General features: G+C 50.5%; 13 protein-coding genes. 2 read left to right on the forward strand and 11 right to left on the reverse strand.

All coding sequences use genetic code 11. From position 1 onward, the window contains the following. Positions 1–70 precede the first annotated feature (70 nt). From WN56_RS05980 to WN56_RS05990, 3 genes are all read right to left on the reverse strand, one after another. Positions 71–1,042, reverse strand: a complete 972-nt coding sequence (locus WN56_RS05980; RefSeq protein WP_046074145.1) for a TAXI family TRAP transporter solute-binding subunit — start codon at positions 1,040–1,042, stop codon at positions 71–73. Between the two features lie 142 nt (positions 1,043–1,184). Further along, positions 1,185–2,012 carry a 3-keto-5-aminohexanoate cleavage protein gene (locus WN56_RS05985; protein WP_046074146.1) on the reverse strand — a complete coding sequence of 276 codons (828 nt, stop codon included), beginning with the start codon at positions 2,010–2,012 and terminating at the stop codon, positions 1,185–1,187. A gap of 40 nt (positions 2,013–2,052) precedes the next feature. After that, positions 2,053–3,378 carry an aspartate aminotransferase family protein gene (locus WN56_RS05990; protein WP_046074147.1) on the reverse strand — a complete coding sequence of 442 codons (1,326 nt, stop codon included), beginning with the start codon at positions 3,376–3,378 and terminating at the stop codon, positions 2,053–2,055. 99 nt (positions 3,379–3,477) lie between these two features. Here WN56_RS05990 and WN56_RS05995 point away from each other — a divergent pair, with 99 nt between their 5' ends. Together WN56_RS05995 and tcdA are read left to right on the forward strand one after the other, a co-directional pair. Further along, positions 3,478–4,395, forward strand: coding sequence for a LysR substrate-binding domain-containing protein (locus WN56_RS05995; protein ID WP_046074148.1), 918 nt, complete (start codon positions 3,478–3,480; stop codon positions 4,393–4,395). Between the two features lie 32 nt (positions 4,396–4,427). Next, positions 4,428–5,243: a tRNA cyclic N6-threonylcarbamoyladenosine(37) synthase TcdA gene (gene tcdA, locus WN56_RS06000; protein ID WP_046074149.1), complete on the forward strand. Its 816-nt coding sequence runs from the start codon at positions 4,428–4,430 to the stop codon at positions 5,241–5,243. A 7-nt stretch (positions 5,244–5,250) separates the two neighbouring features. On the opposite strand, the gene WN56_RS06005 is transcribed toward tcdA, so the two are convergent. The 8 genes from WN56_RS06005 to WN56_RS06040 form a co-directional block, all read right to left on the reverse strand. Further along, positions 5,251–6,030, reverse strand: a complete 780-nt coding sequence (locus WN56_RS06005) for an ABC transporter substrate-binding protein (protein WP_046074150.1) — start codon at positions 6,028–6,030, stop codon at positions 5,251–5,253. 38 nt (positions 6,031–6,068) lie between these two features. Continuing rightward, complete coding sequence (locus tag WN56_RS06010) at positions 6,069–6,785, reverse strand: ABC transporter substrate-binding protein (protein WP_046074151.1); 717 nt, start codon at positions 6,783–6,785, stop codon at positions 6,069–6,071. A gap of 179 nt (positions 6,786–6,964) precedes the next feature. Continuing rightward, the gene (gene phaC, locus WN56_RS06015) at positions 6,965–8,788 is read right to left on the reverse strand and encodes a class I poly(R)-hydroxyalkanoic acid synthase (RefSeq protein ID WP_046074152.1); all 1,824 of its coding nucleotides are present in this window, start codon (positions 8,786–8,788) and stop codon (positions 6,965–6,967) included. Between the two features lie 79 nt (positions 8,789–8,867). After that, positions 8,868–9,215 carry a phasin family protein gene (locus WN56_RS06020; protein ID WP_046074153.1) on the reverse strand — a complete coding sequence of 116 codons (348 nt, stop codon included), beginning with the start codon at positions 9,213–9,215 and terminating at the stop codon, positions 8,868–8,870. A 58-nt stretch (positions 9,216–9,273) separates the two neighbouring features. Beyond that, the gene (locus WN56_RS06025; RefSeq protein WP_046074154.1) at positions 9,274–10,485 is read right to left on the reverse strand and encodes an acetyl-CoA C-acetyltransferase; all 1,212 of its coding nucleotides are present in this window, start codon (positions 10,483–10,485) and stop codon (positions 9,274–9,276) included. A 15-nt stretch (positions 10,486–10,500) separates the two neighbouring features. Then, complete coding sequence (locus WN56_RS06030; protein ID WP_046074155.1) at positions 10,501–11,241, reverse strand: SDR family oxidoreductase; 741 nt, start codon at positions 11,239–11,241, stop codon at positions 10,501–10,503. 504 nt (positions 11,242–11,745) lie between these two features. Continuing rightward, complete coding sequence (gene csdE / locus WN56_RS06035; protein ID WP_046074156.1) at positions 11,746–12,171, reverse strand: cysteine desulfurase sulfur acceptor subunit CsdE; 426 nt, start codon at positions 12,169–12,171, stop codon at positions 11,746–11,748. Positions 12,172–12,190: 19 nt separating this feature from the next. After that, complete coding sequence (locus WN56_RS06040; protein WP_046074157.1) at positions 12,191–13,402, reverse strand: aminotransferase class V-fold PLP-dependent enzyme; 1,212 nt, start codon at positions 13,400–13,402, stop codon at positions 12,191–12,193. Positions 13,403–13,441: the final 39 nt, after the last annotated feature.

Genomic DNA, 13,441 nt, shown 5'->3' on the forward strand with positions numbered 1-13,441 from the left:
GGTTAGGTGAGGCCCTTAGAAAATAAAAAAGCGAGCGTCTAACGCTCGCTTTTTGGTAAGCGGGGTTTGATTATTCAATCAACCCGGCTTCACGGTAGTAACGCGCTGCACCTGGGTGAAGTGGTGCAGACAGGCCGTCTTGTACCATTTCTTCTTTCTTCAGGTTAGCGAACGCTGGGTGGAGACGGCGGAAGTCATCAAAGTTTTCAAATACCGCTTTAACCACGTTGTAGATAACGTCTTCTGGGACTTGTGTGGAAGAAACGAACGTCGCACCCACACCAAAGGTGGTGACGTCGTTGTCGTTACCGCGGTACATACCGCCAGGGATAGTGGCTTGGCGGTAATAGTCACGATCTTCAATCAGCTGTTTAGCTGCATCGTTCGCGACTTCAACCAATACGCTGTCACATGCGGTAGTCGCTTCCTGGATAGCACCACTTGGGTGACCCACGGTGTACACCATGGCATCAATTTTGTTATCACACAGCGCTTTGGATTGCTCGGCCGCTTTTAGCTCAGAAATTTGGCCGAACTTGTCCATATCCCAGCCCATTTGATCCATCAATACTTCGATAGTGCCACGTTGGCCCGAGCCAGGGTTACCAATGTTAACGCGCTTGCCTTCCAGATCATCAAAGGTTTTTACGCCTGCATCGGCACGTGCTACCACGGTAAACGGTTCTGGATGAATAGAGAAAACGGCGCGAAGCTCTTTAAATTCGCCCTGATCTTTAAATTTGCTGGTGCCTTTGTAAGCATGGTACTGCCAGTCAGATTGGGCGATACCCATATCGAGCTCGCCAGCACGAATGGTGTTGATGTTGTAGATTGAACCGCCTGTACTCTCTACCGAGCAGCGGATGCCGTGGTCATCTTTGCTTTTATTGACGAGACGGCAAATTGCGCCACCTGTTGGGTAATAAACACCAGTCACACCGCCAGTACCAATGGTCACAAACTGGTTCGCTTGCGCGCTTGCCGCGGTTCCTAGTGCGGCAGAAAAGCCGAGCGCAATCAGGGTAGGTTTCATCGCTTTCATGCTTAAGATTCCTTTTTAAGTTAGAGGTTGCTATCCGGGCGCACCCTCGAAGTTGTATAACACTCAATGACAATATGACAAAAAAGTGTCACCGCGCTATTTTTTCAATCTTTTAACAATATTTGCAAGCAATTGTATTGGGTTAAAACGATTGGGTCATGGTTTGCCTTAGTGCTTGTACAGGTTTAGTACAATATCCCAGCTTTTCCAGTGTGTTGCGTAAATCTGTGATCTGAGCTGCGTTATCTATGGCCTGGCGTTGATCAACGCGTTGGGTGTTGTTTTCAAAGCCGATTCGTATGTCTCCTCCCAGGAGCGCGGCGGTCGTTAGACAGCGGATCTCATGGTGGCCAAATGCACAGGCTGACCATCGCAGGTTGTCATGGTCGGGGAGCGCTTGCCACATGGCGATGATGTCTTCTGGGTGGCCAAATGGGGGGCTTTGATCCCGGCCTGCGACGAACAGTAAATGGTGCCCCTTTGGCGGGATAATGCCGGAGTGACGTAGCTGACGATAGCGCGCCACATCTTGGGGGTGATAGAGAATAAACTGCGTGTAAACAGCATGGTGATGTAGCCACGCAAAAAATGTTCTGGCCTCGGTGGTTTCGGAGGGATCAGGTACCAGCTCTCTGAGCGCAATGGAGACGGCCTCAGGCTTTACGGCTTTCACTAACGCGATTTGCTCTGAGGGGCGATAGCGACCCACGGCTTCGGTCGTGAGTTGGATGACCATGCGATCACCGACCGCATCTTGGACTTGCTGATAAAGCCGACGATTGAGAATGGGATCCAAACTATGCGCGCCAGACTCATCTCGTGCATGAATGTGCGCCATGGCGGCACCGGCGTCAGCGCATGCTTGCAGGCAGTCAATCAGTGATGGCGTATCAATGGGGACGGCATGATGCTGGGAAGGCTGCAGCCGCGCGCCGTTGGGGGCAACCATGATGGTGCGTGTATCGGTCATCTTTTCTCCTTAAGCCTGGGTTGAGAGCAAGACAGACTGCTTAGTGTGGCAAACAGGTGTCTAAGGTTATCCTTAGTTTTTCGGCTATCTCATCAATGTGTGGCTGTTTAATGATGTAGGGAGGCGCCAATAAAATATGGTGCCCTTGTTTGCCATCAATGGTGCCGCCCATGGGATAGCACATCAGGCCGTTTTCCAGCGCAGTTTGTTTGATTTGTTTCGCTAGCGGCAATGTAGACGAAAAAGGCTGCTTTGACGCTTTATCTGCCACCAACTCAAGCGCGAGAAAGAGTCCTCGGCCACGAATGTCGCCGACAAAAGGATGGGAATGAAAATGATGAGTGAGGGTGGCTTTTAACGCCTCTCCCTGCTGGCCGGCGGCGTCTATTAGACTATCTTGCTGGATTGCTTTTAATGTGGCGAGCCCTGCAGCACAGGCAGTAGGGTGTGCCATAAAGGTGTGGCCATGTTGGAAAAAGCCCGAGCCGTTAGCGATCGCGTTGTAGATAGGGTCAGCCACAAGCGTCGCGCCAATAGGCTGATAACCGGCGGCTAGCCCTTTGGCGATAGCCACTATATCTGGAACGATATGTTCATGCTCAAAGGCGAAAAAGCGCCCAGTGCGTCCCGTACCGCACATTACTTCATCAAGGATCAGCAAAATATTGTATTGGTCGCAGATCTCACGAATACGCGTAAAGTAGCCTGCTTCGGCCGTCAATGCGCCAGCTGTCGCGCCAACGACAGGCTCAGCCACAAACCCGATGACATTCTCCGGACCTTTTTCTAACAGCATGGCTTCAAGCTCGTTGGCCACCCGCTGACCATATTCGTAAGCGGTCTCATCGGGACGCTGATCGCGATAGGCGTAACAGGGAGCAATCAGACTGGTATCCATTAATAAAGGTGCAAAGGGCGCGCGACGCCATGCGTTACCTCCCACGGACAGCGCGCCAAGTGTGTTGCCGTGGTAGCTTTGGCGTCGGGCAATAAAGTGTTGGCGCTGCGGCTGGCCAACTTCCACCCAATATTGACGTGCCAGTTTTAATGCCGCTTCCATCGCCTCTGATCCGCCACTGACCAAGTAGGCATGATTGATCGTCGCCGGTGCTAAGTCAGTGAGTATGTCGGCCAGTGCTTCACTGGTCTCGGAGGTAAAAAAGCCAGTATGCGCATAGGGAATAGCCTCGAGTTGGGCGCGAATCGCATCCAATACCGCAGGATGATGATGACCAAGGCAAGATACCGCGGCACCGCCACATGCATCTAGGTAGCGCTTTCCCTGCGTGTCAGTCAGATACATGCCGTGACCGCTCGCGATAGTAGGAAGATCGTGATGACAGTGGCGATGAAATACGTGGCTCATACGATTGCCTCATAGTGACGTTTGCACATGAGTATGAACCGATTGTATTTTGCGCGACAAAGGATATATTTTCACCAGGCATGAAAAAAAGGAATGGGAATGGAAGCGCGTTTGCCATCGATGCGAGCGTTACAAGCGTTTGTAGTGGTCGCCCAGCAAGGCAGCTTTTCGGAAGCGGCTAAGGTATTGCATGTCAGTCAAAGTACTATCAGTAAACAAATCCAACAGCTAGAGCAGTGGATTGGACAACCCTTGTTTGCGCGGACTGCGTATGGGGTGGTGCTCAATGCCATTGGAGAGACTTATCTTCAATCAGTCTCCTCAGGGATCCATGAAATTGCCAACGCGACGGCTTACGCACGTCAACAGAGTGTCCAGCAAGAGTCGGTCAGCTTGCTGGTGCCGCCATCTTTTGCCAGTCTGTGGTTAATCCCGCAACTACAAGACTTTAAAGCTCGTTATCCGTCGGTATCGGTGACGGTCAGCGCGAGTGATTCTATCCCGCAGGGGAAAGAAAAAGAGGTTGATATCCTTATCCGTTGCCAGCCACATCAACAAGCAGGCTCCCAGTCAACCTGTCTGGCTAATGAACACCTATCTTTATTAGCCGCTGCCGCTATTGTCCCTCAGCCTATTGAGCGTGCGGCGCTACTTGCTACGGTGCCGGTGCTTTCTCACCTGACCAGGCCGACACTGTGGGAACATTTTTGGCTGCAATTTGGCTTAACGGATAGCAACCCGCAGTATGGCGCGGGGTTTGAGCACTTTTTTATGGCATTGGAGGGGGTGCAGCAAGGCATGGGGATGGCATTAATTCCTACCTTTATGGCGACAACCAGTCTACGACAAGGAAAAGTCGTGAACCCTTTGGGGCTAGGTATTGATAGCGGCTATGGTTATTACCTCTACAGTGCAAGCTACAAGCAGCGCGCCGCAGGCGTTAGCCAAGTTGTGCATTGGCTTTGTGACCGCTTTGCGCGGGATCCCGCTAGACAATTATCGAGCAAGTCGGTATAACGCCCCTCGGTTTGATGAACAAAGAGACGGGTATGACACGCCAGTTATCAGATGCCTATTGGCAACGTTTTGGAGGCACCGCAAGGCTCTACGGCCAGCGTGCGCTCGAAGTATTTAGTCAAAGCCACATCTGTGTGATTGGCATTGGTGGTGTTGGCTCGTGGGCGGCAGAATCGTTAGCGCGAACCGGTGTGGGGGCAATGACATTAATTGATATGGATGATGTGTGTGTCACCAACACCAATCGACAAATCCATGCTTTGAAAGAGACTATCGGCCAAAGCAAAAGCGAGGTGATGGCCGAGCGTGTCGCGGCGATCAATCCAGAATGCCAAGTGACTGTGATTGATGACTTTATCTCGCCGGATAATATTGCTGAGTACATCGACAAGCGCTTTGATTATGTGCTTGATGCTATCGATAGCATCAAGCCCAAAACGGCTCTATTGGCTCACTGCAAGCGGCACAAAATCAAAGTCATTACCGTGGGTGGTGCGGGTGGACAGATCGACCCCACTCAGATCCAAGTGGCGGATTTGACTAAAACGATTCAAGACCCGCTCGCGGCGAAGCTGCGTAACAACCTTCGTCGTTTTCATGGCTTCACGAAAACCCAGGGACGTAAGTTTGGCATTGATTGCGTGTATTCTACCGAGCAGCTCAAATACCCTCAGCCTGATGGCAGTGTGTGTGAAAGCAAAGTGTCAGCCGAGGGACCCAAACGCATGGACTGTGCCAGTGGTTTTGGGGCGGCAACCATGGTGACCGCGAGTTTTGGTTTTGTCGCTGTCTCGCGCATTTTACAAAAGCTAATCGCTGCTGATCAGCGTCGCGAGCAGGCTGGCTGAGTCTGCTTTACTCTGGGGGAAGGGCGCGTAAGCCAAATTCGCCCATACGAAACGCACTCCATGCTCTTTGGTAATCGCCACTGCTTTTGAGTTGATGAATACCACGGTTTAAGCGTTCTACCCAGCGTGTGCTCTCAGGATGCTGGCGACTCAGTAGAACATGGAGGGGGGTGACACGCAGAGGGGTAGGGTGAAAAGTAATGTGCTGACGCGTGTCATCAGGCATCACAGTGCGTAGGATATCCATCACTACATATTGGTTACCAATAATCACATCGGTTTCGCCAGTGAGTAAGCTGCGCAGCTTCTCGACTTCGTTAGGATAGCGGCGTATCACCACGTCGCCACCTTGCTGATTAAAGTTTGCCAGCATGGCATCTTCTATATAGCTCTCGCTGATCCCGACGCGTAAGCCGTTTAGGCTGGCTAACGACTGCCAATCAAAGTGTCGGTTTTTGAGATGAAAAAACACCACGGTTTCGGTATAAATGGGAGCAGAGTAAACAAAGTCATTTTCACGTTTTGGGGTGTAGCCCCAGCCAACGGTCCCATGAACCGCGCCTTCTTGCGCCTTCATTTTTGCTTGCTGCCAAAGTGTAAACGCGATCTCTATCTCTAGCCCTTGTCGCTTCCCTGCCTCTTTAACGATATAGGCAATCACCCCTTGATGCGCTAAGCGATCTGAGAGGAAAGGGGGGTAATCGCCTGCCAACAATTTTAGCTGAACCTGTGCGGCGGCGATGGAAGGTAAATAAAGGAGCAGGGTCACGAGCAGTATTCGCCGCATAACACCTCCAAGATATAAAACGTCGTTACGGCCAAGGCCTAATGATTGTAGTGGGCTTGGCGAAAATGACTCCAGATCATTTGATACCGCCCATCCGCTTTGAGTCGCCGTAATGCTTTGTTAAAGCGCTCTGCCTGATCATAGCTTTGCTTTGTTTGTCGGCTAAATAAAACGTACAGCGGGGTAATTCTTATTGGTCGCGGATGATGGGCAACGTTTTGTTTTTGGCTGGGGGCCACCTCTTGTGCGATCACCCTTTTGAGTACGTCTATGTTGCCTAACGCCAAGTCGATTTGCTGAGCGAGTAGCGCATCGATTTTTGATTTTTCATCAAGGAATTCTTGGATTTTAACGTCAACGCCTGACTTTTGCAGTTCAGTCAGTGTCTTAACGTCAATAAAGCCTTTGGTCACCCCGATGGCAAAGCCATCTAGATCTTGTGGGGACTGCCAATCAAACTCGCGTTCGGTAAGGTAGAAAAAGCCAACGCTTTCGGTATAAATTGGGTCCGAGTAGATGAAGTTATTTGCACGTTCTTGTGTGTAGGCCCAGCCTATGGTGCCGTCCCATTCGCCGGTTTGAGCGAGATTCATCGACTGATGCCATGGGAAATAACCTAGTGATACCGCGATGTCTGCCTCTTGCGCCGCCTGCATCACGATTTCAGTGATCGGGCCTCCATCAGGCACAGTCTGAGTAATAAAGGGGGCATATTCACCCGATGTCAGGCGCAGTGTTTGAGCCTGTACGCTCATCGAAATGAAAAGAAGAGTGGTTAATAGACAGTACCATGCCCATCTCATATTGACGCTACACCGTTTTGCTTCCATGGCTTTGAGTGTAGTTCAATCATATAAAAAAAGGTGCACCTCAGCGTTTACCACCGAGTGTGCACCACTATTCTCAATATTGAGACGCAGGCTGTGACGTTTGATCAGGCCTGTTCTTCTTCAGGGGTTGGTGTTGCCTGAGCTTGCTGAGCCTCCGCTTCAATAGGCAGAACGTGGCGAACATATTCGCCGGGCGCCGTATCAAGCACAGGATAGGTCTCAGAGCCTATTGAGTATGGCTCCACTTGTTCTTCTGGACTGTAGCTACGTAACCATTTTTCCCAGTGGGTCCACCAAGAGCCAGTGTGATGTGACGCATTATCGAGCCACTCATCGGCACTATCAGGCAAGCTATCGTTGGTCCAAAAACCGTATTTTTTCTTCACGGGGTGGTTCACGATACCGGCAATATGCCCTGACTCGCCCAGTACAAAGGTTTTATTCCCGCCAACATTCAGTGCACCACGATAGGTGCCTTGCCAAAGCGCGATGTGATCTTCTTTGGTTGAAATGAAATAGCTGGGCACTTTGATCTTATTGAGATCAATCCAGACACCTCCAACTTTCACCCCCTTGTCCTGCACCAGTTTGTTTTCAAGGTACAAATCGCGCAGGATAAAGTTATGTGTCTTCGCGGCGACATTGGTGCTGTCACTGTTCCAATACAGCAAATCAAAGTCGACAGGACTGTTACCTTTGAGGTAATTCTCAATATAGTAGTTCCAGTACAAGCTGTTTTCACGAAGTAGGCTGAAGGTGACGCTGAGTGAACGGCCATCCATATAACCACGCGCCGTGTTTTGCGCTTCAATGGCTCGAATCAAGCTGTCATTGATGTAGGCACCAATTTCCCCCGGCTGCGAGAAGTCGAGTAAGGTGGTGAAGAAACTCGCCGATTTAATCCGTGCTTTCATGCGCTTCGCAGCATAGTAGGCGATAGTACAAGCCAGAACGGTACCACCGATACAGTAACCCACACCGTTAATCTGTGATTGGCCGGTAATGTCTTCGATGGCACTGACCGCCTTGACGGTGCCTTGGGTCACGTAGTCTTCGAAACCTATTTCGGCTTGTTCGGCAGAGGGGTTACGCCAGGACATCAAGAATACCGTATGCCCTTGTTCAACCAACCAACGAACCAGTGAGTTTTTCTCGCGTAAGTCGAGAATATAGTATTTGTTGATGAACGGAGGCACGACCAAGATGGGGGTGGTATGCACTTTTTCCGTCATCGGACGATACTGAATGAGTTCGAATAACTCATTTTTATACACCACGTCGCCAGGTGTGTTGGCGACATCATCACCCACGCGAAACGCGTTATTATTGGTCATGCGCACTTTAAGAATATCCGCACTAGACTCCATATCCTGCTTAAGCTGTTCCATGCCGCGCAGTAGATTTTCGCCCTGAGACTCCAATGTCATTTTGAGCAGTTCAGGGTTAGTCGCAATATAATTACTCGGTGCCATGGCGTTAATCGCTTGGCGTGAGAAAAATGAGAGACGTTCACGGGTTTTATCATCAAGGCCTTCAATGGCATCGATGGTTTCCATATAGGTACGCCCAAACAGCAGGTAGGACTGTTTGATAAAGTTGTAAAGGACATCTTCCTGCCAAGCCTTATCCTTAAAACGTTTATCGTCGCTGCCTTCGCTCACTACCTCTCCCGTGTTATCACGCGCGAGCATGGCGTTCTGCCAGATTTGCATCTGTTGTTCCCACCACTGCATTTGCACTTGTAGAAGTGCAGCGGGTTGTTGAGCCGCGCCTTCCAGCAACTGAGCAGTGTCTTGCAGGCTGACTTCCTGCATGGCTTGATTGAACGGTGTATTTACGGCTGCCTTGCCCTGCTCAAGATCCTGCCACCATTGCTGGTTTTGTTCTTGCAGCCTGGCAAGGTAGTCCGAAAAGAAGTGATGAAACATAGTCTTGCCCTCTTGATCGGATAAGCACTACAAAGGCCTGCCGTCAATGACAGCAGGCACTCGTGCAAAAACCCTGCCTTTATGCTGGGGTGCCGGCTTTCATATTCTCAGCCGTGAGTTTGTCGATATCTTCTTTAAACTCTTTGGCGATGTTTTGCAGCTTGGCGCTGTCATCCATCATTTGCTGAGACAGCTTGGTCAAAGCGGCCAGCTGTTGGCTGCTGAATGACGTCATACTTGAGACATCTTTCACTTCGCTGGCTGCTTTCATTTGCTCTAGACCGAGCTCGCTATAGGTGCGCATAGCATTCATTTGTAGCTCAGTCAGCGTCTCAACATTTTTGGCTACCAACTTGTTGAAATTAACATAGGGAGCCAGGGCTTTTTCAGATTGCTCAGAAAACGCTTTAAACATATCTGTGTACATGGTGTATCTCCTGATAGTGTTGTGTATGGGTTTCTAACCCAAGGTCGCAAGTGTCCGTTTATGCTTGTGTACGCTTAACAATTAAAGCTGTACCCATGCCGCCGCCAATACACAAAGAAGCCACCCCGTGGGTTTCGCCTCTTCGCGCGAGCTCGTGTAGCAAGGTCACCACAATCCGGTTACCTGATGCCCCGAGCGGATGACCGAGTGCAATGGCACCGCCGTTGACATTGGCACGCGCCAATATCGCATCAGGTGTTGTTTTGTGGTGCTCCGCCAATTGGTGTATGACCCCCAGTGCTTGTGCTGCAAATGCTTCATTAAGCTCAAATAAATCAATGGTGTCGAGAGTCAGGTTGGCTTTCTCCAATGCCGTATTGACAGCCCCCACTGGGCCTAAGCCCATGATGCTCGGATCGACACCGTGCTGAGCGTAGGCGGCAACTTCTGCGAGTGGTGTCAGCCCGTGTTCTTTGACTGCGGACTCAGACGCGAGGATCACCGCACTCGCGCCATCATTGATACCCGAGGCGTTACCGGCCGTTACTGAGCCTTCTTTATCAAATGCTGGGCGCAGCTTGCTGAGGCCCTCTAGCGTGGCGTCTGCTTTTGGGTACTCATCGGTATCAAAAGTAATGGTTTGCTTGCGCTGCTTAATCTCAATCGGGATGATTTCATCTTTAAACCGACCCGCTTCAATGGCTGAAACGGCTTTTTGTTGGCTGCTAAGCGCAAAGCTATCTTGTTGCTCACGGGTAATCCCGACTTCTTTGGCAACGTTTTCGGCGGTGACTCCCATGTGATATTGGTTGTACACATCGGTAAGTCCGTCATTAATGAGCAAGTCTTTCATGGCGAAGTTGCCCATTTTTTGCCCAGTGCGGAGGTTGCCCGCTGCCGCAAATGGGATTTGTGACATGTTTTCAACCCCAGCCGCGACGACAACCTGTGCATCGCCGGCTCGGATATGGGTGACAGCATCCATGATACTTTTCATGCCGCTACCACAGACCATATTGATTGAATACGCAGGGACATGGGTCGGGATATCCGCGTAAATCGCAGCTTGACGACCGATCCCCATCCCTTGTCCTGCGCTGACCACGTTACCCACGATGACTTCATCAATCGCGGTTGGGGCAAGTGATGTTTCACTTAGCGCGCCTTTAATGGCATAAGCGGCGAGTTGCCCCGTTGGGACGTCTTTGAGCGTGCCTGAGAAGGCACCGATGGCGGTGCGTTTTGCCGCCACAATAAAAATACGTTCCATCAATCTATCCTTGATTTATTGCATGTAGAGGCCGCCGTTTACCGACAGCGTCTCACCCGTAATGTAAGCGCCTGCGTCGCTGGCAAGGTAAGCCACCGATGCCGCAATTTCTTCTGGCTTGGCCAAGCGCTTCATCGGGATCTGGTTGGTGATTGACTCCAACACATCGTCGCGCATGGCGGTAACCATTGGTGTCGCGGTATAGCCTGGCGCCACGACGTTGACAGTGACACCGGCCCGCGCCCCTTCTGCCGCGAGTGACTTACTGAAGCCCATCATGCCGGCTTTGGCGGCGGCATAGTTGGCTTGGCCAAATTGGCCTTTTTGGCCATTGACGGATGAGATATTAATGATGCGTCCTCCTCCTTTTTCGCACATGGCGGCGAACAAGGGCTGAGTGACGTTAAAGAGGCTGTTGAGGTTGGTATTAATGACATCATGCCATTGTGAGGCATTCATTTTCTTGAACACACTGTCGCGGGTAATACCAGCATTGTTTACCAGTACATCCACCGTGCCTTCTTCCTCGAGTAGCTTAGCAATCCGTGAGGCGCATTGTTCGGTATCGGTGACATCAAGCTCAAACAAACGAACTTGGTCGTGGTTAAATTTCTTTTCGTCAAACCACTCTTGGGCGCACTCCGCTCCCCCTGTAAAGTGGGTCGCGATGACGCGGTATCCATCTTCCACCAATTTCTCGGTAATTGCTGATCCTATCCCGCCTTTCGCGCCGGTTACTAATGCCAGTTTTTTCATTTATGACTCCATTCACTACAACAAGCAAACTAAACGAGATGCCTGAAGCCGCATCTGGAACCACTTCAAACCAGAATTACAGTCATCTTTTTCTCACAGCAGCAATAGTTGTGCCAAAAATCAACTAATCATTCTGCCGATATTGTTAGGCAGCCTAACGGATTGGTGTGACCCTTTTATGACTGCCTGCTTCTAAGCTAACGAATCTAGACAAATACGCAAAGTATAAAAACCCCATGTTCTGCATTCGAGATCTTGGTCATACTAATAAGGAAACACTGCAACCAATTGTTAAAATAATGTTTGTCTTGTGTTTGTTTTTGTTGGTTTTAAATCGAATTGCCCACTGCTTGACTAAGTCCATGAAATGGATTGCATTAGTGGTCAGGTTGGTGGCTTTATGTTGAGAGTTGCCTTTTTAAATGGACAGGGTGGTCAGAAAATGATCACTGTTTGTGCGTTGAGTGGAGAGCGGTGGCGACACGCCACCACGTGGATAAAGAACTAACGAGTGACCTGATGAATGTATTCAATGATAGCGTGCAAGCCATTGGTGCGTGACTCACTTAAATGGTGCGCCAGTCCCGCTTGCTGGAAAATGCGGTCTATATCGAGGGTATGAATGGCATTACCGTGTTGACCGTGAACACAGGCAAGCACGATCGCTAATAAGCCTTTAACAATTCTGGCGTTGGAGTCGGCGGCAAAGTAATGGGTGTCCCCCTCTGCCTGATGGAGAAACCAAACCGCGCTCTCACAGCCGTGTACTTGGCTTGCTGTTTGTTTTTGTGCATCAGTAAAGGTTGGTAGCCGTTTTCCCCACAAAATCAATTGTCGGTATTTATCTTCCCAGCTGGTGTGTTGCGCGAGCATCTCGGTGACCGTCGCTTGGTTAAGCTCGGTGCCAAAAGGGTGATGGGGTAACGCCATTGTCTATCCTGCCTTATGATTAAATGTCGAGTAGATACAGGGTCTTATCTAATGCTGCAATAAACTGTGCGATATCCTGGTGTGTATTGTAGGCCGCTAGAGAGACCCTGATGGTGCCATCGACCCCAAGCGCCTTAATAAAAGGATGGGCACAATGATGGCCAGAGCGAACAGCAATACCTTGCTGGGCCAACAATTCAGCTACATCGGCATGATGCTCGTCACGCACGACAAAAGAGACCATAGAACTGGTCGCCTGTGGCGCGATCAAATGAATGCGCGGCCTCGTGCGTAAAGCTTCTATAAGTTGTTGGTAACAGCTTGCTATGTGTGCCTCCACTGCTTGGCTGTCTTGTTGTTGGAGCCAATGAATGGCAGCAGCAAGGCCAATTGCGCCGGCGGTGTTAGGCGTGCCTGCTTCAAAACGAGCGGGAACGGGGGCGAGAGTATGATGGTCAAACGACACGTCTGTGATCATCTTCCCCCCCCCGTGGAAAGGCGAGAGCGCGCTCAGCGCTTCTGATTTTCCATACAAGACGCCAATTCCTGTGGGACCATAAAGTTTATGGCCAGAAAAAACATAATAGTCAGTGTCCAGTGTTTGCATACTGACAGGCTCATGGACGATACCTTGTGCGCCATCAATGATCACGGTTGCACCAACTTTGTGCGCCAGCTGGGTCATTTCCTCGATAGGATGGCGGGTGCCGGTGACATTGCTGACATGACTGATCGCAACAATGCGTGTCCGTACGGTTAAGTGTTGCTGATATACCTTCATATCTAAGTGCCCCGTGCGAGGGCAGCAGGGGATTTTTACCAATTGAGCGCCCGTGCGTTGTGCCATCAATTGCCAAGGGATCAGGTTGGCATGGTGCTCCATTTCGCTGACCAGGATCTCGTCTTGTGGGGTAAGCGAGTGGCTTAGGCCATAGGCGATCAGATTAATGGCTTCTGTCGCGCCACGGGTCCAGACGATATTGTGTGGGTTGGCACCGATAAAATGTGCTACATCTCGTCGCGCTTGTTCAAACTGTTCGGTTGCGGAGAGGGACGCTTGGTGCTGGCCTCGATGGACGTTTGCAACCGGCATCATATAGCTGCGACTGATCGCATCAATCACTGACTGCGGCTTTTGGGCAGTAGCAGCACTGTCTAGATATACCCAGCCTGGCGCATTAAAAGCGGGAAACTGGGCGCGTAGAAAATGGGGATCAAAACCGTCGGTCATAGTTATCGTCCGAAATAAAATCCCGTCTATGATCGCTAT

It is taken from the genome of Salinivibrio sp. KP-1, assembly GCF_000968645.1.
Lineage (GTDB): Bacteria > Pseudomonadota > Gammaproteobacteria > Enterobacterales > Vibrionaceae > Salinivibrio > Salinivibrio siamensis.